Raw genomic sequence first — 22,177 nt, 5'->3', positions numbered from 1 at the left:
TAATCCTTAGTCTATGACCCTGAATAATTAAAGTTCTTTTAATGCCTGCTCTGCCAGATCGGCAAAATAGTGCGCCGCCGGCGCGATCAACCGCTCATCCGGGTTAAACGCCGGATGGTGAAGACCAAATTCGCTGGCGCTACCGATGCTGACGAAAGCGCCGGGTATATGCTGGAGATAAACGGCAAAATCTTCGCCGCCGAGATGGAGGTCCGCATGATGCGTGCGGTAGCCGGACTTATCGGCCACGTCGCTGGCGAATGCCGCCCAGCGCTCATCATTGACCAGCGCGGTCGGCCCGGCGTACCAGAAGACATCGATCTGCGCGCCGAAGGCGCTGGCGAAGCCGGCGGCAATCTCGCTCACCCGCGCCTTCACCCGCTGCTGGACTTCGCTGCTATGGGTGCGCAGCGTACCTTCCAGCTCGACGCTTTCCGGCAGGACATTCCACGTATTGCCACCCTGAATCCGCGTGACGCTCAGCACCACGGAATCGAGGGTGTTCACTTCGCGGCTGGCGACGCTTTGCAGCAGGGTCACCAGCTGGCTGGCCAGCAGAATGGCGTCCTTCCCTTCATGAGGCCGGGCGGCGTGAGCGCCTTTGCCGGTCACCTTAAACACAAAGCGATCGACGTTGGCATAAAACGCGCCGCCTCGGGTGGCGAATTCCCCCACCGGCAGCCCCGGTTCATTATGCATACCGAAAATGGCGGAAACGCCCTCCAGCACGCCGGCGCGAATCAGGGTTTTCGCGCCGCCGAAGCTCTCCTCCGCCGGCTGGAACAGAATGCGGACGCGTCCCGCCAGCTGCGCTTCGCGTTGTTTCAGTAGTAAGGCCGCGCCAAGGATCACGCTGGTATGAATATCATGCCCGCAGGCGTGCATCACGCCGGCATTCAGCGAGCGAAACGGCACGCTGGCCGCCTCTTCGATAGGCAGCGCATCAATATCGGCACGCAGGGCAATCACCTTATTGCCGCTCCCAACCTCGGCAACCGCTCCGGTTTTCAGATCATATGGCAACAGGCTGATGCCGCCGCTTTGTAGCCAGTCGCGAATACGCGCGGTGGTGTCGACCTCCTGCAGCGAAAGTTCCGGATACTGATGCAGCTCGCGCCGCCAGCGAATTAACTGTTCAGCAAGGCTCATGGCTGGACCTCCGCGCTCAGATGCGCCCGGGCCAACAGACGCAGGGAGTTAAGGCGCGCCGCGCCGTCGCTAATGGGCGTGTCGATAATAAATTCGTCGATGTTCCACGCCGACTGCAAGGCATCCAGCTGCGCTTTCACCTGCTCGGGGGTGCCGAACAGCACCGCCGATTCCCGACGGGCGATGCGCGTCGGCCTGCTACCCGCCTGGCGGGCAAAGGCGGCCGCCTGCGCTTCGCTGCCGACGGTCACCCGCTGGCCGTTTTCCAGCTCAACGCCCCAGACTTCCACGGCGTTTGCCAGATCGGCTGCGGTGGCAGAATCGTCGGCCACCACGGCCTGGACGGCAATAATCGCGTCGCGACGGCTCAGTTCGCGCCAGCGGGTGAGCACCTCGCGCAGCAGATGCTTATCGCCGTTGAGATGGGCGGCGAAGACAAAGTTCCAGTCCAACTGCGCCGCCAGCTGCGCGCTTTCCAGGCTGGCGCCGAGGAGAAAGCCGTCTGCGCGACGCGGCGGAATCGGGGTTGCGCGGACGCTCTCTTCCCCATCGGTTTCGGTCAGCGACAGCCAGTTATCGAGCTGCGCCAGCTGGTCGGCAAAACTCCCTTTTTGCTGGGGATTAAGCCCCTGCTGCAGCGCGCGGGTAGAGAGCGGCAGGCCGCCGGGAGCTTTGCCCACGCCCAGATCCACGCGGCCCGGCGCGAGGGAGGCCAGCATATTGAAGTTTTCCGCCACTTTGTACGGGCTGTAGTGCTGGAGCATGACGCCGCCGGAACCGACGCGAATCCGGCGGGTCTGGCCGAGGATCCAGGCGATCGCCAGTTCCGGCGACGGGCTGGCAAGCTGCTCGGTATTGTGGTGTTCGGCTATCCAGAAACGGTGATAGCCCCAGGCTTCCGCCTGTTGCGCCAGCGTTAATGTACGCGCCAGCGCCTGGGCGGCCGTTTCTCCGGCCGCCAGCGGGCTTTTATCCAGGATACTGATTCGATAAGACATTTCGCAGGCTCATGTGAATTAACATGTCTGCATTATTAGAAGCGGCCGCGGTCAGTGAGAAACAATTTATTTACATTTGCTCTGCCGGAAATTAGATATGCGGTGAGGTAACTGCCCCGGAGGCGATGCTGCGCATCTGTCCGGGCTACGCATCCTCAGCAGTCTGCGGGCCTGTAGTTTGTAGTCCGGCTAAGCGCAACACATTCCCCGGGTTGCGGCGTAAACGCCTTACCCGGGCTACGGGTTCCCGGCAGTCTGCGACCCGGTAGCCCGGCTAAGCGCAGCGCGAGCCGGGGGATTATCGGCTATTCTGCCGAAGCTCGCGCACCAGCGCCTCGGTCTGCTGCTGGTTGCGCAGACGCACAAAGCGAATGTGTTGATACTGGGGATCGCGCATATCCGCCAGATAGCGCCGGCGATTATTGCGCCAGGTTTTTAGCGTCCAGAGAATAATGGAGTCCCGGCTAAAGAAGGAGCGGCGGAAGGTTTCACAGTTACCGGTGCCAGGCCACAGTTCCTGGCGACGGCTGGCGCGTGAAGCCGCGCGCCAGACCGCCTGACGCAACGTGCGCCAGAAGCTGTAGTCCACCCACACCACCAGATCCACGTCGCGCCATTTTACCGGGCGGCTGCGGTTATAGTTACCGTCCAGCACCCAGCCGGGCGCGGCGAGCGCGGCGGCAAGTTTGGCGTAAAACTCATCGTCCGGCGTCCCTTGCCATTCGGGCAGCCAGTAGAGCACATCCATTTCGATATAAGGCAGCGACAGTTCCTGAGCCAGCCGACGCGCGAGGGTAGATTTGCCGACGCCGCTGGTCCCTACTACGTTGATTTTCATCGTGGTCTCTCGGGCAAAACGCGGGCTGAAAATAATAGCGCACGTTGGGCAAAATCGATCAGCGAAATTTCCAGGTGATTATCCCCCCACAAAACGCGGCGATCTCATTGATATTTAAGCAAGTGCGGTCCGCAAATCTTTTACGTGCGTCCATTTTCCGATACGTGTAGGATTCTCCGCCATGCTCGCTTATCTCATTCCTCAGAATGATGAGAGAGCCAGCAGCACGAACCACTCATGGACATTGACAGGAAAATAGCGACATCAATGAATACAAAACACTCTAGCGTGGCGGAGCAGCACGCTGCCAAACGCCACTGGCTGAATTCGCAGGAGTCCGGCTACCACAAGGCGATGGGCAACCGTCAGGTACAGATGATTGCCATCGGCGGCGCCATCGGTACCGGCTTGTTTCTCGGCGCGGGCGCGCGCCTGCAGATGGCCGGGCCGGCGCTGGCGCTGGTTTATCTGGTCTGCGGCCTCTTTTCGTTTTTTATCCTACGCGCGCTGGGCGAGCTGGTGCTTCATCGCCCTTCGAGCGGCAGCTTCGTCTCCTACGCCCGCGAGTTCCTCGGTGAAAAAGCGGCTTACGTGGCGGGCTGGATGTACTTTGTCAACTGGGCGATGACCGGGATCGTCGATATCACCGCCGTCGCGCTGTATATGCACTACTGGGGCGCGTTCGGCGACGTCCCGCAGTGGGTATTCGCCCTCGGCGCGCTGGCGATTGTCGGCACCATGAACATGATCGGCGTGAAATGGTTCGCCGAGATGGAGTTCTGGTTCGCGCTGGTGAAAGTGCTGGCGATCGTGGCATTTCTGGTGGTCGGAACCATTTTTCTCGGCAGCGGCAAGCCGCTTGATGGCAATGCCACCGGCTTCCACCTGATTACCGATAACGGCGGCCTGTTCCCGCACGGCCTGCTGCCAGCGCTGGTGCTGGTTCAGGGGGTGGTGTTCGCCTTCGCCTCTATCGAACTGGTGGGCACCGCCGCTGGCGAATGTAAAGACCCGCAGACCATGGTACCGCGCGCGATTAACAGCGTTATCTGGCGTATCGGTCTGTTCTATGTGGGTTCGGTGCTGCTGCTGGTGCTGCTGCTGCCGTGGAATGCCTATCAGGCCGGGCAGAGCCCGTTCGTCACCTTCTTCTCGAAGCTGGGCGTGCCGTATATCGGCAGCGTGATGAATATTGTGGTGTTAACCGCCGCGCTCTCCAGCCTCAACTCTGGTCTCTACTGCACCGGGCGTATTCTGCGCTCCATGTCGATGGGCGGTTCCGCGCCGAAGTTTATGTCGAAAATGAGCCGTCATCACGTGCCTTACGCCGGGATTCTGGCGACGCTTGGCGTCTACGTCGTTGGGGTATTCCTCAACTATCTGGTGCCTTCACAGGTGTTTGAGATTGTCCTCAACGTCGCGTCGCTGGGGATTATCGCTTCGTGGGGCTTTATTGTGGTGTGCCAGATGCGCCTGCGCAAGGCGATTAAGGAAGGGAAAGCGGCGGACGTCAGCTTCAAGATGCCGGGAGCGCCTTTTACCTCCTGGCTGACACTGCTGTTCCTGCTGAGCGTGCTGGTATTAATGGCTTTCGATTATCCGAATGGGACCTATACCATCGGTTCGATTCCGCTGATCGCCGTGCTGCTGGTCGCCGGCTGGTTTGGCGTACGTAAGCGCGTACATGATATTCACAGCACCGCGCCGAATATTGAAAAACCGTAACTCGTTCCTTTTGCGGTTTGCCCCACCGGGCAAACCGCAACGGCACAACTTAATTATCTTCCACCAGCTGAGCGACGTCGCTGCTGTTAATCTGGCGCTTATTGCCTGACTCATCGGTATAGCTGGTCATGCCGGTATCTTTATCCAGCTGCGGCTTGCCCTGCGTCACGATAGTCTGCCCGCTTTTCGTCGTCATCACATAGTTTGAGCTACAGCCCGCCAGAAGGGCCAGCATCGCGCCGGCGCAAACGACCATAAATGATTTTTTCATCTTTTCTCCAGGATTAATGCCACCGTCCCGCTTGCGCAGGAAAGACGTCAGTTTATAGCCATTGTATTTATCAGGCTAATAAGTGTTTGTAACAGAGGGTGATATCGCTGAAGGCGTCAGCCGCCGCCCGGCAGACAGACTTTCAGGAGGGGTTACCCCCTCCCGTCAGGATCACAGCGCGATGCGGATAACGTCATCCGGCTGGGTGGCCTCTTTCTGGCGAGTCGATTCCTGCTTCACGCTGACATACAGCGTTTTGCCATCGGCGGATAAGGTCAGGCTGTTCGGGTGAGTCGGGGTTTTGAAGGTCTTGACCACTTTGTAGGTCTTACCATCGATCACGCTCACTTCGCCGGCTTTACGGTGAGTTACGTAGGCTTCATTGCGGGTCGGGTTAAACAGCACGGCCAGGGATTCCGGCGCGGCGATTTTCTCCAGCACTTTACCATCGCGAATATCGACCACCAGCACTTCCGGCTGTTTGCCGTCGGTGATAAAGGCCCGGTGACCGGCGGTATCGAGGCTCAGGTTGAGGTAGAAGTGCTCTTTGCCGTCATCCTGCAGTTTCTTACGCGTCAGGATTTTATTGCTGGCGCTGTCGATGGTCACCAGTTCGCCGTCGGCGTTAGTGGTGTAGATACGGTTCGCTTCCGCGTCCACCGCCAGGCCCGTCGCCATCGCGCCGGTATTGGCAATAGTGTCTTTCAGCGTCAGCTTGTCGCCGTCCACCACCCAGATCACGCTCTCTTTACCCAGACCGGTGATGTAGACAGTTTTGGTTTTCTCGTTAACCGCCAGTTCGCGCGGGGCCAGCGGGCGCACGGTTTCGCTGCGCTGACGGGGATCGAGCACCAGACGCCCTTTCACCTTCCCGGTTTTGGCATCAATTGCCGTTACGCTGCTGTCGGTGGTATTGCCAAACCACAGGGTCTGGGTAGCGTTGTTGATCGTTGCGCCGAACGGTTTTAGATCGTTATGAATAATCTGCGTCACTTCCAGCGTCGTCGGATCGAGGCGGTAAACAATACCGCCCTTATCCAGCGAACGGCTTTGCGAAGTCGCCACCCACAGCGCATTCTCCTGCTGGCTATAGGCCATTTCGTACGCGCCCTTGCCAACGGCTTTGCGCAGCATTTCTTCCGCCGCGTGGGCGCTGAAGCTCCCCGCCAGCAGTAATGAAGTTAACAACAGTGAACGGCGCAGACGCGGCGCGGACAGATGACGTAATGACATGACGACTCCCTTTGATAAAACGAATATGTGCCTGCTCGACAGTGCTTCCGTGGCGCAAAATCATGGCTTTGCGCTACTCTTTGTAATGCGAATAGTAATCATTATTTATCGCAATGTGGAGAGTTAATTGCGTTTTGTCCACCCGCCATCACGCAATTCTTGCTATTTGTTAACTCAAATCCTGTTAAGTCTTTTCAAAAAATTTACAAAAGAGTTAACATATATACATATGTTCCGTTTGGTTCGTTTTGCGAGTAACTTTGATGAAAATCCTTTCCGTGCGCGCCGCCGCGCTCCCCGCACTGCTTCTGCCGCTTATTTCTTCAGCGCCAATCGCCCACGCCGCTGAACAGTCCATGGTGGTTACCGCCGCACCGTCGGCGGTTTCTGAACTCGATACTCCCGCCGCCGTAAGCGTGGTTAACGGCGACGAGATGCGCCAGGCCGCGCCGCGGGTCAACCTTTCCGAGTCGCTGGGCGCGGTACCGGGGCTACAGGTGCAAAACCGTCAGAACTATGCGCAGGATCTGCAGCTTTCGATTCGTGGCTTCGGCTCCCGCTCCACCTACGGCGTGCGTGGGCTGCGAATTTACGTCGACGGCATTCCGGCCACCATGCCTGATGGCCAGGGACAAACCTCGAATATTGATATTGGCAGCCTCGATTCGCTCGAAGTACTGCGCGGGCCTTTTTCCGCCCTGTACGGCAACTCCTCCGGCGGGGTGATTAACGCCACCACCCAGACCGGCAGCCAGCCGCCCACTATCGAAGCCAGCAGCTACTACGGCAGCTTCGGTACCTGGCATTACGGTATGAAAGCGACCGGCGCGGTCGGCGACGGCAGCCATGCGGGCGATGTCGACTATGTGGTTTCCACCAACCGCTTCACCACTCACGGCTCCCGCGACCATAGCGGCGCGCGTAAGAACCTCGCCAACGCGAAGCTCGGCGTGCGCATTAATGACGACAGCAAACTGACCCTGCTGTTTAACAGCGTGGATATTAAAGCTAATGACGCGGGCGGCCTGAGCTATGACGAATGGCAAAATAACCCGCGCCAGTCGCCAAGAGGCGATCAGTACAATACCCGCAAAACCATAAAACAGACCCAGGCCGGTTTGCGCTACGAGCGCCAGCTGAGCGATCAGGACGATCTGAGCGTGATGATGTACGCCGGCGAGCGTGAAACCACGCAATATCAGTCGATTCCTCGCGCTCCGCAGCTCAAACCCACCCATGCTGGCGGCGTGATCGACCTGACGCGCCACTATCAGGGGATTGATACCCGCTGGACCCATCGCGGCGAGCTGCTGGTGCCGGTCACCTTTACCACCGGACTTGATTATGAAACCATGACCGAGCGCCGTAAGGGTTATGAAAATTTTGTCATGAGCAACGGCGCGCCGCAGTACGGTGAAAAGGGCGACCTGCGCCGCAACGAACGCAATTTGATGTGGAACGTAGACCCCTATTTGCAAACCCAGTGGCAGCTCACCGAGAAACTCTCTCTCGACGCCGGCGTGCGCTACAGTTCGGTGTGGTTTGATTCCAACGATTATTACGTTACGCCGGGTAACGGCGATGACAGCGGCGAGGCCAGCTATCATAAATGGCTGCCGGCGGGCTCGCTGAAATACGCGGTAACCGATGCCTGGAACGTCTACGTCTCCGCCGGCCGCGGTTTCGAAACGCCGACCATCAATGAGCTTTCCTACCGCTCCGGCGACCAGGGCGGGCTGAACTTTGGCCTGCAGCCGTCCACCAACGAAACCGTTGAAATTGGCAGCAAAGCGCGAATCGGCAACGGCCTGTTGACCGCCGCGCTATTCCAGACCGATACCGATAATGAGATTGTCGTCGACGCCAGCAGCGGCGGGCGCACCAGCTATAAAAACGCCGGTAAAACGCGCCGTCAGGGGATGGAGCTGGGGCTGGATCAGCAGTTCGGCGAGAGCTGGCGTTTAAAAGCGGCCTGGACCTGGCTGGATGCGACCTATCGTACCAACGTCTGCGACGATGCCAGCTGTAAAGGCAATCGTATTCCGGGGATCGCCCGTAATATGGGCTACGCCTCCTTCGGCTATCAGCCCGAGAAAGGCTGGTACGCGGGCAGCGATATTCGCTATATGAGCGATATTATGGCAAACGATGAGAACACCGCCAAAGCGCCGTCCTGGACGGTGGTCGGCCTGACGACCGGCTATAAATGGAGCTACGGCAAGATGGATATGGATCTGTTTGGCCGGGTAGATAACCTGTTCGACCGCAGCTACGCGGGCTCGGTTATCGTGAATGAATCCAACGGCCGCTACTACGAACCGGCGCCGGGCCGTAACTATGGTATCGGGCTAAACCTGGCATGGCGGTTTGAGTAACGCTTGACCACGGCACCTCAACGGAATCGCACGCAGGATCCTGTTGAGGGTTAGCCGTGGGCGCTCGCTACGTTAAATAACGTTTCTTAACGACAATTCGAAAATGATCTTTTCCGCCTGGCAGGAGAAGGCAATGGAAGCCTCAAGCTTTGCCTCATCACCGGCGGGCGCGATGGTATAATCGACCTGCGGCGGCTCGCTGGCGGGCGCGGCGGCCAGGGCACGTTCGCGGACCGCCGCGATGGTGGACTCGGCCTCTTCGCGGCTGGCGAAGTTTTTCTCAACCCGCCAGACGCAGTCCTCATTATCAATAATCGAGCCTACGTCGATGGCACAGCCTTTGGTACTGCATTTATCTACCACATCTTTCATTGCGATTATCTCCTGGAGTTTTCTTTAGAATAAGAATCCGTTGGCGGAAAGCAAACCATTAATATTTGTATGGTTGCGTCGTTTTATCATTATAGGCCTCCGCGGGAAGCGACTTCTTGCGCCACCGCATGGCTACCTCCTGATTGCGCACAGATCAAGCAGCTATGTTGGCAAGCGTCGCGTTATGTCGCGCTCAATCGTGCACGCCATCACACTATTCTGCGTTGAGCCTCGTCTATGGCGCTTTGCGGCGTTACCCTTGTCACAAAATAACGCCAACAAGGAGCTGCCATGGCACTGCCAGTCATTATCGATTGCGATCCGGGTCATGATGACGCGATTGCCCTCGTTCTTGCCCTCGCCTCACCCGAACTCGATGTAAAAGCCGTGACGTCCTCCGCGGGAAACCAGACCCCGGACAAAACGCTGCGTAACGTACTGCGCATGCTCACCCTGCTTAAACGCCCGGATATCCCGGTCGCCGGCGGCGCGCTTAAGCCGCTAATGCGGGAGCTGATTATCGCCGACAACGTGCATGGCGAGAGCGGTCTTGACGGCCCGGCGCTGCCGGAGCCGGGCTTTGCCGCGCAAAGCTGCACCGCCGTCGAGCTGATGGCCAACATCCTGCGCGACAGCGTCGAACCGGTCACGATCGTTGCCACCGGCCCGCAAACCAACGTCGCCCTGCTGCTCAACAGCCATCCGGAACTGCATGCCAAAATCGAGCGTATTGTGATTATGGGCGGCGCAATGGTGCTGGGGAACTGGCAGCCGGCGGTCGAATTTAATATCTACGTCGACCCGGAAGCCGCGGAGATCGTTTTCCAGTCCGGCCTTCCGGTGGTGATGGCCGGGTTAGACGTCACCCATAAAGCGCAAATCCACGTTGAGGATATCGAGCGTTTCCGCCGTATCGGCAACCCGATATCCACCATCGTCGCCGAACTGCTCGACTTCTTTCTTGAGTACCACAAGGATGAGAAATGGGGCTTTGTCGGCGCGCCGCTGCACGACCCGTGCACCATTGCCTGGCTGCTGAAGCCGGAGATGTTTACCACCGTTGAACGCTGGGTCGGCGTGGAAACGCAGGGGAAATATACTCAGGGGATGACGGTCGTCGATTTTTACAATCTGACCGGTAAGCAGCCGAACGCTACGGTGATGCTCGATGTCGATCGCCAGGCGTTTGTTGACCTGCTGGCCGAGCGGCTGGCGTTTTACGCGTAAATCATCATAAAGCCCGGCAGGCGCGACGCCTGCCGGGTAAGCGGTTACTCGTCCGGAGAGACGCGAACCACCACCTTACCGAAGTTCTCGCCCTTCAGCAGACCGATGAGCGCCTGCGGCGCGTTCTCCAGGCCGTCAACGACCTGCTCGCGGTATTTGATTTTCCCTGCCTGCACCCAGCGCCCCATCTCCTGCTGGAACTCGGCAATCCGGTGACCGTAATCCTGGCCGATAATAAAGCCCTGCATGCGGATGCGTTTTTTGAGGATCGTCGCCATCAGCAGCGGCAAGCGATCCGGGCCGTCGGGCAGCGCGGTGGCGTTGTAGCCGCTGACCAGGCCGCAAACCGGCACGCGGGCCGAGGTATTCAGCAACGGCAGAACTTCATCGAACACTTTCCCACCGACGTTCTCATAGTAGATATCGATCCCCTGCGGGCAGGCTTCAAGCAGTTTGACGGCGAAATCGGGCGCGCGATGATCGACACAGACGTCGAAGCCGAGAGTTTCTACCGCATAGCGGCACTTCTCGCTGCCGCCGGCGATGCCCACCGTGCGGCAGCCTTTCAGCTTCGCGATCTGTCCGACCGTTGCGCCAACCGGCCCGGTGGCGGCGGCGACCACCAGCGTCTCGCCCGCTTTCGGCTGACCAATATCCAGCAGCCCCATATAGGCGGTAAAGCCGGGCATGCCGAGGATCCCCAGCGCCCACGAAGGGTGTTCAGGACTGTCGCCTAATTTCACCAGCCCGCTGCCGTCGGAAAGTTCATAATCCTGCCAGCCGCCGTAGCCCAGCACCCAGTCGCCGGGCTGAAAATCGGCGTGGTTCGATGTCACCACGCGGCTCACGGTGCCGCCGACCATCACCGCACCAATGGCGACAGGCGGCGAATAGGAAGGCGCGTCGCTCATCCGCCCGCGCATATAGGGATCCAATGACAGAAAGACGGTGCGCAGCAGCAGCTGCCCCGGCCCGGGAGACGCGACCTCGCCCTCTTCCAGGCGGAAGTTATCCCCGGTTGGCTCGCCGTGCGGACGCGATGCCAGCAGCCAGCGGCGGTGGCGTTGCGGATTGAAAGCCATAACACACTCCTCTTTTGACAAGTCTGTATTGAGGCTAGCTGCTTTCCCGGCAGCGCGCATTGACATTATGAGGCAGATTGATTGAGTCGGACGACCAGATAGACGCAGGGCTGCGTGGTTTCATTAATAAAGCGGCAGTCGTTAGGCGGCCCGAGCTCCAGGCAGTCCCCCGCCCGCATCTCGTGTCGCGCGTTGCCTTCGATAAACACCAGCTCGCCCTGCTGTAGCCAGATCAGCTGCCGGGCCTGGGCGTAGGATGACGCAGGCATCGGCACATCGCTGCCCGCCGGAAGCTCCACCTGCACCAGGTCGATTGGCAGGTCGCTACGCGGCGAAACGTGCCGCCGCAGATAGTGGCTCTGCGGGTCGCGCCACACCGGCTGATGGGCAAAGCGCAGCAGCTTGCCTTCCTGCATCTCCGCCCTGGCGATCAGCGTCGACATGCTAATGCCGAAAGCGCCGGATAACCGTCCCAGCATCGATGCCGTCGGGCTGCTTTCGCCGCGCTCGATCTTGTGGATCATCGCCCGCGACGCCCCCGCCCGCTCCGCCAGTTCGCTGAGCGACCAGCCGCGGGATTCCCGCTCGATTCGGATACGTGCGCTGATGCGCTGGTTAAGATTGTCTTCTATAGTATTCATAGCGTAATACTATAGTGTAGCCCGCCTGTTTGCACAACCAGACGCCCGGCACCGGGAATGAAAATGAAAAAGCCCGGCGTAATAATCGGCCGGGCAAACACGGAGAGTCATTCAATCCGTTAATGTAAACGGCGTTACGGCAATAAATGAAAAGAAATCGCGTATCCGACGCCGGTCAGCCGAGGATAAAAATTTCTGCCTAAAACAGGTGACAGCCTTGCGTACATTATTGTAATAATATCGTACTACTATAGTGTACAAGCCTTGAGGGTTACCATGACCATCCGCCATGCCAGCAAAGACGATTGCGCGGCAATCGCTGAAATCTACAACCATGCGGTACTGCATACCGCCGCTATCTGGAACGACAATACCGTCGATACCGACAACCGTATTGCCTGGTTTGAGGCCCGACAGCTCGTCGGCTATCCGGTGCTGGTCAGCGAAGAAAACGGCGTAATTACCGGTTATTCTTCCTTCGGCGACTGGCGCGCCTTTGACGGCTTTCGCCACACCGTCGAGCATTCGGTCTATGTTCACCCCGATCATCAGGGCCAAGGGCTGGGCCGCCGTCTGCTGGTCGCCCTCATCGCCGAGGCTAAGCGGTTGAATAAGCACGTTATGGTTGCCGGTATTGAGGCGCAAAATCAGGCTTCACTGCATCTGCATGATACCCTGGGCTTTATCACCACCGGGCAAATGCCGCAGGTTGGCACCAAATTTGGCCGCTGGCTGGATCTGACCTTTATGCAGCTGCAGCTTGACGATCGCCGCGATCCGGACGGTAGCGCATGAATCAAACGCTAACCCTCGCCTGTTTAGTTGCCGCTGGCGTCGGGCTGGTGCTGCAAAACACGCTGATGGTGCGCATTACCCAGTCCGCATCGACCATTCTGATCGCCATGCTGCTTAACTCGCTGGTCGGCATCGTGATTTTCGTGACCATCCTGCTGCTTAAGCACGGCGCGGCGGGGTTTCAGGAGCTGGCGGTTAGCGTAAAGTGGTGGACGCTCATTCCCGGTTTGCTAGGCTCGTTCTTTGTCTTCGCCAGCATCAGCGGCTATCAGAACGTCGGAGCGGCAACCACCATTGCGGTATTGATTGCCAGCCAGCTGGCGGGGGGGTTAGTGATGGATCTGATTCGTGCGCACCACGTCCCGCTTCGCGCGCTGATTGGCCCGCTCTGCGGCGCGGTGATGCTGGTGGTCGGCGCCTGGCTGGTGGCCAGACGCCAGTTCTAACGGCTTGACTAATGAATTTCGCCGCCGCGGGTTAGCTGCTCGCGGCGCGCTTCCTGCTCCTCATGCTGCTGGCGGCCATGGTGGGCGATGGCGGTCCGCAAACGCTGCTGCTGAACGTAGCGCTCTTCCCGCCCCAGCTCCGCGTCATCGCTCAGCGCGATCAGCAATTCATTCATATGGGTAATGACGCTTTCGGCAATCGCGGCGTCCACGCGGGCGACGACCTCATCCAGATGCGACATGTTTTCTCCTTGCAGCTTAGTTGAGTTTAACTTTGGAAAAATCGCTGCCCATCAGGCTCACGCTGTAGCCGCTGACGTTGCTGCGCGTCGCGTAGAAGGTCTTCCCGGTCGCCAGGGTGATCCAGGGGGCCTGCTGCTGAAAAATCGTCTGCGCCTCGCCGTATAGCTTAGCCCGCGCCTGCGGATCGCTGACCAGGATAGCCTTTTTCACCAGCGCATCGTAGGACTTATCGCACCAGCGGGCAACGTTAGAGCCGGTTTTGATGTTATCGCAGCTTAGCAGGGTGCCGGCGAAGTTATCCGGATCGCCGTTATCGGACATCCAGCCAAACAGCGCGCTGTCGTGCTCGCCTTTACGCATTCCGGCGAGATATTCCCCCCACTCATAGGTGACGATTTTGGCTTTAATCCCGACCTTGCTCCAGTCATTCTGGATCATCTCGGCAATACGGCGCGAATTGGGGTTATAGGGACGCTGCACCGGCATCGACCACAGGGTCACTTCGGCCCCCTTCTCCAGTCCGGCCTGCTTAAGCAGGTCTTTCGCTTTTTGCGGATCGTAGTCGTAGTCCGGTAGATCTTTCTTATAGCCGAGCATATTGGCGGGGATCGGTGATTTCGCGACGCTGCCGGAGTCGAGGAACACCGCTTTCACGATCGCCTGCTTGTCGGTCGCGTAGTTCAGCGCCTGACGCACCAGAACATTATCAAACGGCTTTTTCTCGGTATTAAAGGCCAGATAACCAACGTTGAGCGCTTCTACCGAATGCAACGCCAGATCTTTATTGCCCTTAATCACCGGGAACTGTACCGGCGACGGCGCGGGAATAATCTGGCACTCATTGGTTTGCAGCTTCGCCAGCCGCGTCTCAACGTTCGGCGTGATCGAGAAGATCAGGTGTTTGGTCGGCACTTCACCGTCCCAGTAGTGCGGATTGGCGATATAGCGGATCTGCGAATCCGCTTTATATTGCTGCAGCGCGTAAGGTCCGGTGCCGACAGGCCAGGTATCGACATACTCCGGCGTCCCTTTTTTCAGCATCGCATCAGCATATTCAGAGGAGAGTATCGACGCAAAATCCATGCCCCAGTCGGCGAGGAACGCCGCGTTGGGTTCGCTCAGTACAAACTGGACGTGGTAATCATCGAGCTTTTTAACCTCTTTGATCAGCTTATCCAGCCCAACGTCATGAAAGTATTCGTAATGCCCCTGAGAAACATTATGGTACGGATGGTTGGCATCTTTCTGCCTCAGCACCGAGAACAGCACGTCATCGGCGTTGAAATCGCGGGTCGGCTTAAAGAATTTGTTGCTGTTGAACTGCACGCCCTTACGCAGGGTGAAAGTCCAGGTTTTGCCGTCCGGCGAGACGCTCCATTCGGTCGCCAGCGAAGGAATTGGCGTGTTTTTCACCGGATCGAAGTTTATCAGGCGGTTATAAAGCACCTGAGAACTGGCGACGAACGATGGGCCCGAACTGGCAATCTGCGGGTTGAAAGATTCCGGCGAAGCTTCGGAGCAGTAGACCAGCGTATCGTTTCCCGCCGCCCAGGCGCTGGCCGCCGGAAAGAGTGCGCTCAACGCCAGCGCAAGCAGCGTTTTCCCTGTAGACATGGTTATAAGCCTTATGAATTTGTTATAAGTGCTTTAATAACAGCACAGGAGGATTCAACCGGCAAATAATCAATTGCTATCAGGTTATGCTAAAAACCGCGTTTTCGCCGATTAATTCTACATCCGCTCGTTTGACGTTATTGAATCCAGCAATAAATGTGAAGCGTGCGGAAGGTTACGAAAAAAGCGGGCGATAACCGCCCCGCCGGCATCGCGCTTCCGCGCCACCCGGTACACTCGGCAAATCGTAACGTCAGGAGAAGATAACAATGACCATAACCTGCAGCCTGTACACCAACGGCCAGTGGCACGATGCCGAAGGCCGCGGCACCTTTACCCGCAACAATCCGCTGACGCAAGAGACCGCCTCCGTTGCCAGCGCCGCCAGCCTGGCGGACGCTCGTCGCTGCGCCGATACCGCGGGCGCGGCGTTCCCGCAGTGGCGCGACACGGTCCCCGCCGAACGCCGACGCCTGCTGCTGGAAGCCGCAGAAGAGATGCTGCGCCGCGAGGCGAAGTTTATTGCCGCGATGGCGGCAGAAACGGGGGCCACCGCGCACTGGGCCGGTTTTAACGTCCACCTGGCCGCCGATATTCTGCGTGAAGCCGCCGCGCTGACCACGCAAATCGAGGGCCAGGTGATCCCCTCCAACGTGCCGGGAAATCTGGCGCTGGCCATCCGCCAGGGCGCGGGAGTCGTGCTCGGCATGGCGCCGTGGAACGCGCCATTAATCCTGGCGACCCGCGCTATCGCCACGCCGCTGGCTTGTGGAAATACGGTTATCCTCAAAGGCGCGGAGCTGTCTCCGGCAACCCAGGGGTTGATCATCGATGCCCTGGCAGCGGCAGGCTTTCCCGCCGGGGTGGTCAATTATCTGACCTGTCCCCCCGCCGACGCGCCTGCGCTGGTGGAGTCCCTGATCGCCCACCCCGCCGTACGCCGCATCAATTTCACCGGTTCGACGCCGGTGGGGCGGATAATCGCCCGCACCTGCGGTGAACATCTGAAACCCGCGATACTGGAACTGGGCGGCAAAGCGCCGCTGCTGGTGCTGGATGACGCTGACCTCGAACAGGCCGCGGCAGGGGCAATTTTTGGCGCCTTCGCCAACGCCGGGCAAATCTGCATGTCAACCGAGCGCATCATCGTCGATGCCGCCGTCGCGGAACCGTTCGTGGCGCTGCTGGCCAAACGAGCCGCCGCCCTGCCCGCCAGCCTTCTCGGTCCGGTGGTGGAGATGAGAACCGTCGCCCGCTGCAACGCGCTAATAGAGGACGCGCTGGCGAAAGGCGCGCGCCTGCTCGCAGGTGGCATGTCCGACTCAACGCAGATGCGCGCCACCCTGCTCGATGGCGTCACCCGCGAGATGCGCATCTGGCATGAGGAGTCCTTTGGCCCGGTGAAATCGATTATTCGCGTTCAGGATGAAGCCGAAGCGCTGGCCGTCGCCAATGAAAGCGAATATGGCCTCTCGTCGGCGATCTACAGCCGGGACAGCGCCCGGGCGTGGAACCTGGCGCAAAATCTGCAAACCGGCATTTGCCACATTAACGGCCCCACCGTGCATGATGAGGCGCAAATGCCGTTTGGCGGCTGCAAATCGTCGGGCTACGGCCGCTTTGGCGGACGCGCGGGGGTGGCGGAGTTTACCGAGCTACGCTGGATAACGCTGCAAACGGTCCCGCGCGAGCTACCGTTTTAAGCCTCAGGGCTGCCAGTGGTTATTGAATTCCCACAGGCGATTGAAGGCAACATCATCAAGCTGACGTTCTGCGGCGGGATTGCCGCGGAACGGCCGGGAGGTGGTGGCCGCAGCGCCCCAGGGGGAAAGCCGATCGTAGCTTTGATCGATAGTACTGTTGGCGATAAGCGCCTGACCGTTAGCGGTTTTTCCGGGTAAATAGCCGGTCTTGCCCGCCCCCTGATCCCAGGCGCGGCCCAGCTTCGCCTTGAAGCCGCCCCGATAGCCGCTATCGCCGGTAAAACGGCTGTTGATCACCAAAAATCCACACGGGTTATCCGGCAACGTATTCGGCGCAAGCACGTAAGCTTCGGGCGAGCGGCGCGTTGAGACGGTGTGAAAATGGACATTATCAAAAACCACGTTTGCCCGGCCAAAAACATAGTCCACATCGCCTTCTACATAGCTGTCTTTGACATATACCCGGCTGATACGGTCGGTCCCCGCCTCATTGCGCCGATTGCTGGTATTGACATAGAGCGTATCCTGGCGTCCCAGCAGACGGACGTTCTCCAGCTGCCCCCGATCGCCATCCGTCCGCAGCGCCACGCCCTGATGGGTCGCACCGTCGACGGTGTCGAGCAGGCTATTGACTACGCTGAGGTTCAGCAGTTGAAAATCCGCGCTTTGCGACCACATCACCGCCGCGCAGTTGGTGCCTATCGTCCTGGCAGTACGTCCGGCGCACAGCGCATACTGATACCATGCCGGATCGCCTTCACGATACTGTTGCTGGCTATTCACCTGCTGGCGATAGCGCGATACCGGGAACTGCGAGTCTATCGCCAGCTCTATTCTCACCGCTTGAGGATTATCCCCGGCGCCGTAGAGGGTTATCGGCGGCGCCCCTTCAGGGATATAGACCGTCTCCCGATAGATACCCGGTTCAATGCGGATATAGATACGCTCATCACCGGCCGCATGCTGGTTGATTGCCGCGTTGACCGCCTGCTGAATGCGGGTGAACGGCGCACCCGACGGCGCCACGCGCCACGCGCTTTCGGCCCGCGGGAGACGCGCAGGCGATGGCGACCAGGGGCCATCGGGGGCACTCAACGCGCCGCCTTTTGCAAAATAGCGTTCCATGGTGAAGGTTGCCGCTTCCGCCGCCGTAAGCTGCGGGCGGGAGGCTGTCCCGCGCGGATTTTGCGACACGCACCCTTGCAGAAGCAGCGGTGTACAGAGTAAAGCCGAGATACCCAGGATAGTGATTTTTCGCATTTCGCACTCGCCAAAAATAAAAGAAACGAAAAATCAAAATAAATGAAATATCGTTTCTTTTTGTATATAGCGATCACGAATCAGGCTTCTGCCTCAATACCGGCGTAAAAATCGGCCAGCGTACGCGCCAGCGCTGAGGGGTTTTCCCACGCCATGGAATGCCCGGCCTGCGGTATCACCAGCAGCGGGATCCCGGCGGCTTCACTCTCCGTCGCTTCCCGGGCAGGCAGCGAAAACGCTCCGTATATCAGCGCTCTGGGGCAGGATAAATTGACAAAGCGCGCGAACCAGGAGGGATTAGCGCCCTTCACCAGGCTGGCCGCGCCGCGCCACACCGCCCAGGGGGCGCTGTTTTGCAGGCAGCCGGCCCAGGGCGAGGTTTCGGCGGACAGCATTTCGGCGTAGCCGCGGGCAATAAAGCGTTCTTCCGTTTGCCCGGCGATGCGCCTGCTGTACATTCCACCCCCGGGATAGAGATTGGGCTCGGCTACCAGCAACGCCCGCACCCGTCCGGCAAGGCGCCCGGCCGCTTCAATCGCGACGCTGCCGCCCATGCTGTGACCAAATAAATAGCAGCGTTCAAGGGCTAAGCGATCCACCAGCTCGACCACTACCGCGGCCTGATCGGCGATACGGTAGCTGAAGGATTCAGGTTTATCGCTATAGCCGAAACCGGGTAAATCGACAAGGATCATTCGCCGCCCGGCCAGCGCCGGGTCGGCAGCAACGCGCGGATAATCATAGCTTGAGGCACAGCCCAGGCCGTGGATAAACACAATGGGTTCGCCGTAACCGGGTAGATCGAGCCAGCGCACGGTGGCGCCAGCCTGAGGAGAATAAAAACCGTTCATCGAAAAGCTTCCATTTAATTATGCCTGTTTTTTTATACAGTCATAACGAAAGGTGAGCTATCGATTTTTAAATCAAAACAGGGAGACCAGCAGCGCCATTGGAAAACTGAACGGCCAGGTCGCGCCAATCAGCAGCGCCGCCAGCAGGCGGATCCAGCGGCTCTCTTTGGTTAAGAACCAGCTTATTACCGCACAGATACAGCCCATAACTGCATAAAAAACCAGCATTTTCTGGTATAAAGTCATTTTTCTTCTTCCTTCCCTGACTGGCATTTACGCATATCGCGATGCCTTTTCGCACCCCAGAGTGCGTCAGAGATTATGACATTTTAAAACACACAACAGCGTTAATTTCGGAAAAACGCCCGATTCATCTTTGTCCGATAGCGCAACCTTTAAGCGCGTACTATAACTGTAGAGGCTTATTCATAAAGGTGGCGTTATGGATGTTTCCAGCAAAACCGTCCTTCTGATAAATGTCGGCGCGGCACTTGCGCTTATCGGCCTGTTATCCGTTCGTTTTGGTTGGTTTTAAAGATTTTACTCAGCAGCGAAACCTAAAAAAGCAGCCTGGTCAGGCTGCTTTTTTACGATTTGAAAGACCCCGCCTCCGCTGCAAGCGTACGCTTTTGCGCGACCATTAGCTTTTGAACGTCGGGATTCCATGCCGGCAGCAGATCGACTTTTTCACTATCCCACGCGGCCGCTATGCAGATCGATTCCGCGCCACCCTGCTTTTCACAGCCAATAATCTGTTTGGCCGGAAAATTGCCGTAAAGTATCGCCGTGGCGCAGGCCACAAAGAGAAAACACGCTATTTTATTCAAAACAATATCAACTTCGAAGCAACAAATTGCGCCGAATGTTCGCATGAGCGGCTATAGAAAGTCAAACGCCCGGCGCATGGCTTATTAGCCGTAATGATGCCCGCAAATTTAACAAAAAAAATTACATTCACCCTAAGCTTAAAGGTGAAAATGGGCGATTAAATATCGCCAATGTTAAATCGCTACCGTCGGAGATAATAATCACCCCGGCCGCCGTAAATACCATTATAAATAATAGGCCTAATTCCAACTATAAATATGCCCCATGCGTCGTAAGCCGCACGACACGGTATTGCTGAAAGCGAATGCGCTTTTCATCGCGCGGGGTAATTGTTCATTATTCTTTATACACGCAGGTTCGCAAGAACGTATTGCGATCATCATTATTAGCAGGGTCAGCGGCGGCAAGGATTTATGAAAAATGAACAGACTCACAAAAATAATTAATATATCAATAGGTTATATCGGAAAATGATAGTCTAAAGCCTGAAGATTATTTTAAATGATAAGAAATATCATTTGCGTTATTTAGCACAAAATCATACATTCATAATCACAAGTTATGCGAAGCTTGTTTTTTACTCATTTATTTTTGAGGTGGCACATGTCCGGAATCGCCGTTCTTATTGTGGCGTTAATTTTATTAATTGCTGCAATTTATAATCTTTTTTCCTACGTTCGCGAGCGTCGCCAGGCGAGTTTACCGAGCAAAAAAACAAAACGTTAGCCTGATTATCATTTGCCAAAAAATAGATGTCTTGATACGTAATAAATACGCGATCGCATGACATCGGGCAAACTCGCAGTAACAAACCCGTAGCGCCTGAACAACAAAAAGCCCCTGCAGGTGATGCAGGGGCTCGAGAATGAGTAGCGTCATATCGCGGCTTCCCGCTCAGGGCGCATCGCGCGCCCCGGGGAAGGAAACCAGCCCCATCCGGCGCTTATCTCCGGCACTCATCATGGCTTAGCTCTTGAAGGGGCATGAGAATATTCTCATAAATCCCCGCTCCCGTTTTAACTTTTTCTGCTATTGCTAACTATTAGCACGGTAATTTGTCCACGCCGCAATTATCACAACCGTGCCCTACCCGTGTTTAATCATTACGTGCCGGATAGTGGTGTAATCCTCCAGGCCGTACATCGACATATCCTTGCCGTAGCCGGAAAGCTTCTGCCCGCCGTGCGGCATTTCGCTGACCAGCATGAAATGGGTGTTGACCCAGGTGCAACCATATTGCAAACGCGCGCTAAGGCGATGCGCTCGGCCGACATCCCGGGTCCACACCGACGAAGCCAGACCATACTGCGAATCGTTGGCCCAGCTCAGCGCCTGCTCTTCATCAGTAAACGAGGTGATGCTGACGACCGGGCCGAAGACCTCGCGCTGGACGATCGCATCTTCCTGCCTGGCTCCCGCCAGCAGCGTCGGCTGGTAGTAGTAGCCGTTACCGGGCGCTTTGCTGCCGCCGGCGATCACCTGAATATGCGGCAGCGCGCGGGCGGCATCGACGGCGGCGCTGACCCGGTCCAGATGCGCCTGCGAACTCAGCGGCCCCAGTTCGGTGGTCTCATCTTCCGGCGGGCCCATCTTCAGGCTGGCAACCGCGGCGCCGAGTTTTTCCACCAGCTGGTCATAAATCCCGGCCTGGGCGTAAATCCGGCAGGCGGCGGTGCAGTCCTGACCGGCATTATAGAAACCAAAGGTCCGTACGCCCTCCACCACCGCGTCGATATCCGCATCATCAAAGACGATAACCGGCGCTTTCCCGCCCAGTTCCATATGGGTACGCTTAATCGACGACGCGGTGTGGCCGATAATATGCGCGCCGGTGGCAATCGAACCGGTCAACGACACCATGCGCACCTTCGCATGGGCGGTGAGCGGATCGCCGACGGTAGCGCCGCGGCCAAACAGCACGTTAAGCACCCCGGCGGGGAAAATCTCTTTTGCCAGTTCGCCCAGCTTCAGCGCGGTCAAGGGGGTAATCTCCGAAGGTTTGATCACCACGCAGTTGCCGGCGGCCAGCGCCGGGGCCAGTTTCCAGGCCGCCATCATCAGCGGGTAGTTCCACGGCGCGATGGAGGCCACCACGCCAACCGGATCGCGGCGAATCATGGAGGTGTGGCCTTCGAGATACTCACCCGCCGCCATACCCGGCAGACAGCGCGCCGCCCCGGCAAAGAAGCGGAACACATCGGCGACCGCCGGCAGTTCATCGTTGATCACGCAGTGCAGAGGCTTGCCGCAGTTGAGCGATTCAAGCTTAGCCAGCGTCTGCGCATGTTCGTCAATCACGTTCGCCAGTGCCAGCAGGCATTCGGCGCGGCTCCTGGGCGTGGTCTGGCTCCAGCTGATAAAGGCCTGGTCTGCGGCCTCAACCGCGGCCTCAACCTGCGCCGCCGTGGCTTCGGCAATCGACACGATCTCTTCACCGGTGGCAGGATTAAACACCGGCACAGCCTCGCCTTCCCCAGCCACTAACTTACCGTTAATCAAAAGGTTATTTTGCATAGCATTATCCTG

General features: G+C 58.0%; 23 protein-coding genes. 8 read left to right on the top strand and 15 right to left on the bottom strand.

The features are described 5' to 3' along the window. Positions 1 to 27: 27 nt before the first annotated feature. From BWI76_RS13530 to BWI76_RS13520, 3 genes are all read right to left on the bottom strand, one after another. Positions 28 to 1,149, bottom strand: a complete 1,122-nt coding sequence (locus BWI76_RS13530) for an amidohydrolase (protein WP_004138174.1) — start codon at positions 1,147 to 1,149, stop codon at positions 28 to 30. Continuing rightward, positions 1,146 to 2,147 (bottom strand): LLM class flavin-dependent oxidoreductase, encoded by a 1,002-nt coding sequence (locus tag BWI76_RS13525; RefSeq protein WP_004138177.1) that lies wholly within the window; start codon positions 2,145 to 2,147, stop codon positions 1,146 to 1,148. The genes BWI76_RS13530 and BWI76_RS13525 overlap by 4 nt, the downstream gene beginning before the upstream one ends. 298 nt (positions 2,148 to 2,445) lie before the next feature. Beyond that, the gene (locus BWI76_RS13520; protein WP_004138178.1) at positions 2,446 to 2,985 is read right to left on the bottom strand and encodes an AAA family ATPase; all 540 of its coding nucleotides are present in this window, start codon (positions 2,983 to 2,985) and stop codon (positions 2,446 to 2,448) included. A 267-nt stretch (positions 2,986 to 3,252) separates the two neighbouring features. Between BWI76_RS13520 and ansP the strand changes: the two genes are divergently transcribed. Further along, positions 3,253 to 4,710 (top strand): L-asparagine permease, encoded by a 1,458-nt coding sequence (gene ansP, locus BWI76_RS13515; protein WP_024358258.1) that lies wholly within the window; start codon positions 3,253 to 3,255, stop codon positions 4,708 to 4,710. Positions 4,711 to 4,759: 49 nt separating this feature from the next. On the opposite strand, the gene BWI76_RS13510 is transcribed toward ansP, so the two are convergent. Together BWI76_RS13510 and BWI76_RS13505 are read right to left on the bottom strand one after the other, a co-directional pair. After that, complete coding sequence (locus BWI76_RS13510; RefSeq protein ID WP_004120747.1) at positions 4,760 to 4,981, bottom strand: YgdI/YgdR family lipoprotein; 222 nt, start codon at positions 4,979 to 4,981, stop codon at positions 4,760 to 4,762. Positions 4,982 to 5,152: 171 nt separating this feature from the next. Further along, entirely contained in the window at positions 5,153 to 6,214 is a 1,062-nt protein-coding gene (locus BWI76_RS13505) for a YncE family protein (protein WP_004872410.1), read from the bottom strand. A gap of 263 nt (positions 6,215 to 6,477) precedes the next feature. On the opposite strand from BWI76_RS13505, the gene pqqU reads away from it, so the two are divergent. Then, complete coding sequence (gene pqqU / locus BWI76_RS13500; RefSeq protein ID WP_064371743.1) at positions 6,478 to 8,589, top strand: TonB-dependent receptor PqqU; 2,112 nt, start codon at positions 6,478 to 6,480, stop codon at positions 8,587 to 8,589. A 72-nt stretch (positions 8,590 to 8,661) separates the two neighbouring features. Here the strand turns inward: pqqU and BWI76_RS13495 are convergent, their stop codons facing one another. Next, complete coding sequence (locus tag BWI76_RS13495) at positions 8,662 to 8,961, bottom strand: DUF406 domain-containing protein (RefSeq protein ID WP_004138889.1); 300 nt, start codon at positions 8,959 to 8,961, stop codon at positions 8,662 to 8,664. A 291-nt stretch (positions 8,962 to 9,252) separates the two neighbouring features. Between BWI76_RS13495 and rihA the strand changes: the two genes are divergently transcribed. Then, positions 9,253 to 10,188: a pyrimidine-specific ribonucleoside hydrolase RihA gene (gene rihA, locus BWI76_RS13490; RefSeq protein WP_024358260.1), complete on the top strand. Its 936-nt coding sequence runs from the start codon at positions 9,253 to 9,255 to the stop codon at positions 10,186 to 10,188. Between the two features lie 44 nt (positions 10,189 to 10,232). Here rihA and BWI76_RS13485 read toward each other — a convergent pair whose 3' ends face one another. Together BWI76_RS13485 and BWI76_RS13480 are read right to left on the bottom strand one after the other, a co-directional pair. Continuing rightward, on the bottom strand, positions 10,233 to 11,270 hold the full coding sequence (locus BWI76_RS13485; RefSeq protein ID WP_004138894.1) for an NADP-dependent oxidoreductase: 1,038 nt from the start codon (positions 11,268 to 11,270) through the stop codon (positions 10,233 to 10,235). Between the two features lie 65 nt (positions 11,271 to 11,335). After that, positions 11,336 to 11,911: a helix-turn-helix domain-containing protein gene (locus BWI76_RS13480; protein ID WP_004138903.1), complete on the bottom strand. Its 576-nt coding sequence runs from the start codon at positions 11,909 to 11,911 to the stop codon at positions 11,336 to 11,338. A gap of 276 nt (positions 11,912 to 12,187) precedes the next feature. Between BWI76_RS13480 and BWI76_RS13475 the strand changes: the two genes are divergently transcribed. Beyond that, on the top strand, positions 12,188 to 12,706 hold the full coding sequence (locus tag BWI76_RS13475; protein ID WP_004138905.1) for a GNAT family N-acetyltransferase: 519 nt from the start codon (positions 12,188 to 12,190) through the stop codon (positions 12,704 to 12,706). After that, complete coding sequence (locus BWI76_RS13470; RefSeq protein WP_004138908.1) at positions 12,703 to 13,152, top strand: DMT family transporter; 450 nt, start codon at positions 12,703 to 12,705, stop codon at positions 13,150 to 13,152. Before BWI76_RS13475 ends, BWI76_RS13470 begins: the two co-directional genes overlap by 4 nt. Before the next feature lie 8 nt (positions 13,153 to 13,160). Here BWI76_RS13470 and BWI76_RS13465 read toward each other — a convergent pair whose 3' ends face one another. Next, positions 13,161 to 13,394, bottom strand: coding sequence for a YdcY family protein (locus tag BWI76_RS13465; RefSeq protein ID WP_004120770.1), 234 nt, complete (start codon positions 13,392 to 13,394; stop codon positions 13,161 to 13,163). A gap of 16 nt (positions 13,395 to 13,410) precedes the next feature. After that, complete coding sequence (locus BWI76_RS13460) at positions 13,411 to 15,009, bottom strand: ABC transporter substrate-binding protein (protein WP_049086504.1); 1,599 nt, start codon at positions 15,007 to 15,009, stop codon at positions 13,411 to 13,413. Positions 15,010 to 15,278: 269 nt separating this feature from the next. Between BWI76_RS13460 and BWI76_RS13455 the strand changes: the two genes are divergently transcribed. Continuing rightward, the gene (locus tag BWI76_RS13455) at positions 15,279 to 16,712 is read left to right on the top strand and encodes an aldehyde dehydrogenase (protein WP_064371742.1); all 1,434 of its coding nucleotides are present in this window, start codon (positions 15,279 to 15,281) and stop codon (positions 16,710 to 16,712) included. A gap of 3 nt (positions 16,713 to 16,715) precedes the next feature. Here the strand turns inward: BWI76_RS13455 and BWI76_RS13450 are convergent, their stop codons facing one another. The 3 genes from BWI76_RS13450 to BWI76_RS13440 all read right to left on the bottom strand — a co-directional run bounded on the left by BWI76_RS13450 (position 16,716) and on the right by BWI76_RS13440 (position 19,069). Further along, positions 16,716 to 17,972 carry a putative acyl-CoA thioester hydrolase gene (locus tag BWI76_RS13450; RefSeq protein WP_004138913.1) on the bottom strand — a complete coding sequence of 419 codons (1,257 nt, stop codon included), beginning with the start codon at positions 17,970 to 17,972 and terminating at the stop codon, positions 16,716 to 16,718. An 80-nt stretch (positions 17,973 to 18,052) separates the two neighbouring features. Next, entirely contained in the window at positions 18,053 to 18,823 is a 771-nt protein-coding gene (locus BWI76_RS13445) for an alpha/beta fold hydrolase (RefSeq protein WP_064371741.1), read from the bottom strand. Positions 18,824 to 18,895: 72 nt separating this feature from the next. Further along, positions 18,896 to 19,069 carry a GhoT/OrtT family toxin gene (locus tag BWI76_RS13440; RefSeq protein ID WP_004101823.1) on the bottom strand — a complete coding sequence of 58 codons (174 nt, stop codon included), beginning with the start codon at positions 19,067 to 19,069 and terminating at the stop codon, positions 18,896 to 18,898. A 196-nt stretch (positions 19,070 to 19,265) separates the two neighbouring features. Here BWI76_RS13440 and yncL point away from each other — a divergent pair, with 196 nt between their 5' ends. Beyond that, positions 19,266 to 19,358 carry a stress response membrane protein YncL gene (gene yncL, locus BWI76_RS13435; protein WP_004101822.1) on the top strand — a complete coding sequence of 31 codons (93 nt, stop codon included), beginning with the start codon at positions 19,266 to 19,268 and terminating at the stop codon, positions 19,356 to 19,358. 52 nt (positions 19,359 to 19,410) lie between these two features. On the opposite strand, the gene BWI76_RS13430 is transcribed toward yncL, so the two are convergent. After that, positions 19,411 to 19,695 carry a hypothetical protein gene (locus BWI76_RS13430; RefSeq protein WP_004138917.1) on the bottom strand — a complete coding sequence of 95 codons (285 nt, stop codon included), beginning with the start codon at positions 19,693 to 19,695 and terminating at the stop codon, positions 19,411 to 19,413. A 559-nt stretch (positions 19,696 to 20,254) separates the two neighbouring features. On the opposite strand from BWI76_RS13430, the gene BWI76_RS28110 reads away from it, so the two are divergent. After that, on the top strand, positions 20,255 to 20,377 hold the full coding sequence (locus BWI76_RS28110; protein ID WP_004138919.1) for a small membrane protein: 123 nt from the start codon (positions 20,255 to 20,257) through the stop codon (positions 20,375 to 20,377). 360 nt (positions 20,378 to 20,737) lie between these two features. Here the strand turns inward: BWI76_RS28110 and patD are convergent, their stop codons facing one another. Next, a complete protein-coding gene (patD, locus tag BWI76_RS13425; protein ID WP_064371740.1) occupies positions 20,738 to 22,165 on the bottom strand; it encodes an aminobutyraldehyde dehydrogenase in 1,428 nt (475 codons plus the stop codon). Positions 22,166 to 22,177 lie beyond the last annotated feature (12 nt).

The organism is Klebsiella sp. M5al (assembly GCF_002090195.1).
GTDB classification, from domain to species: Bacteria; Pseudomonadota; Gammaproteobacteria; order Enterobacterales; family Enterobacteriaceae; genus Klebsiella; species Klebsiella grimontii.
The sequence above is the reverse complement of the archived record's forward strand: the minus strand, read 5'-3'. Positions and strand labels throughout refer to the sequence as shown.

Bases quoted from the DNA above. Each gene is read 5' to 3' on its own strand.
- patD (WP_064371740.1), bottom strand. From the start codon at position 22,165: ATGCAAAATAACCTTTTGATTAACGGTAAGTTAGTGGCTGGGGAAGGC.
- BWI76_RS13525 (WP_004138177.1), bottom strand. From the start codon at position 2,147: ATGTCTTATCGAATCAGTATCCTGGATAAAAGCCCGCTGGCGGCCGGA.
- BWI76_RS13530 (WP_004138174.1), bottom strand. From the start codon at position 1,149: ATGAGCCTTGCTGAACAGTTAATTCGCTGGCGGCGCGAGCTGCATCAG.
- BWI76_RS13475 (WP_004138905.1), top strand. From the start codon at position 12,188: ATGACCATCCGCCATGCCAGCAAAGACGATTGCGCGGCAATCGCTGAA.
- BWI76_RS13445 (WP_064371741.1), bottom strand. From the start codon at position 18,823: ATGAACGGTTTTTATTCTCCTCAGGCTGGCGCCACCGTGCGCTGGCTC.
- BWI76_RS13465 (WP_004120770.1), bottom strand. From the start codon at position 13,394: ATGTCGCATCTGGATGAGGTCGTCGCCCGCGTGGACGCCGCGATTGCC.
- rihA (WP_024358260.1), top strand. From the start codon at position 9,253: ATGGCACTGCCAGTCATTATCGATTGCGATCCGGGTCATGATGACGCG.
- BWI76_RS13485 (WP_004138894.1), bottom strand. From the start codon at position 11,270: ATGGCTTTCAATCCGCAACGCCACCGCCGCTGGCTGCTGGCATCGCGT.
- BWI76_RS13495 (WP_004138889.1), bottom strand. From the start codon at position 8,961: ATGAAAGATGTGGTAGATAAATGCAGTACCAAAGGCTGTGCCATCGAC.
- BWI76_RS28110 (WP_004138919.1), top strand. From the start codon at position 20,255: ATGTCCGGAATCGCCGTTCTTATTGTGGCGTTAATTTTATTAATTGCT.
- ansP (WP_024358258.1), top strand. From the start codon at position 3,253: ATGAATACAAAACACTCTAGCGTGGCGGAGCAGCACGCTGCCAAACGC.
- BWI76_RS13505 (WP_004872410.1), bottom strand. From the start codon at position 6,214: ATGTCATTACGTCATCTGTCCGCGCCGCGTCTGCGCCGTTCACTGTTG.
- BWI76_RS13510 (WP_004120747.1), bottom strand. From the start codon at position 4,981: ATGAAAAAATCATTTATGGTCGTTTGCGCCGGCGCGATGCTGGCCCTT.
- BWI76_RS13430 (WP_004138917.1), bottom strand. From the start codon at position 19,695: ATGCGAACATTCGGCGCAATTTGTTGCTTCGAAGTTGATATTGTTTTG.
- BWI76_RS13460 (WP_049086504.1), bottom strand. From the start codon at position 15,009: ATGTCTACAGGGAAAACGCTGCTTGCGCTGGCGTTGAGCGCACTCTTT.
- BWI76_RS13440 (WP_004101823.1), bottom strand. From the start codon at position 19,069: ATGACTTTATACCAGAAAATGCTGGTTTTTTATGCAGTTATGGGCTGT.
- pqqU (WP_064371743.1), top strand. From the start codon at position 6,478: ATGAAAATCCTTTCCGTGCGCGCCGCCGCGCTCCCCGCACTGCTTCTG.
- BWI76_RS13470 (WP_004138908.1), top strand. From the start codon at position 12,703: ATGAATCAAACGCTAACCCTCGCCTGTTTAGTTGCCGCTGGCGTCGGG.
- BWI76_RS13520 (WP_004138178.1), bottom strand. From the start codon at position 2,985: ATGAAAATCAACGTAGTAGGGACCAGCGGCGTCGGCAAATCTACCCTC.
- yncL (WP_004101822.1), top strand. From the start codon at position 19,266: ATGGATGTTTCCAGCAAAACCGTCCTTCTGATAAATGTCGGCGCGGCA.
- BWI76_RS13480 (WP_004138903.1), bottom strand. From the start codon at position 11,911: ATGAATACTATAGAAGACAATCTTAACCAGCGCATCAGCGCACGTATC.
- BWI76_RS13455 (WP_064371742.1), top strand. From the start codon at position 15,279: ATGACCATAACCTGCAGCCTGTACACCAACGGCCAGTGGCACGATGCC.
- BWI76_RS13450 (WP_004138913.1), bottom strand. From the start codon at position 17,972: ATGCGAAAAATCACTATCCTGGGTATCTCGGCTTTACTCTGTACACCG.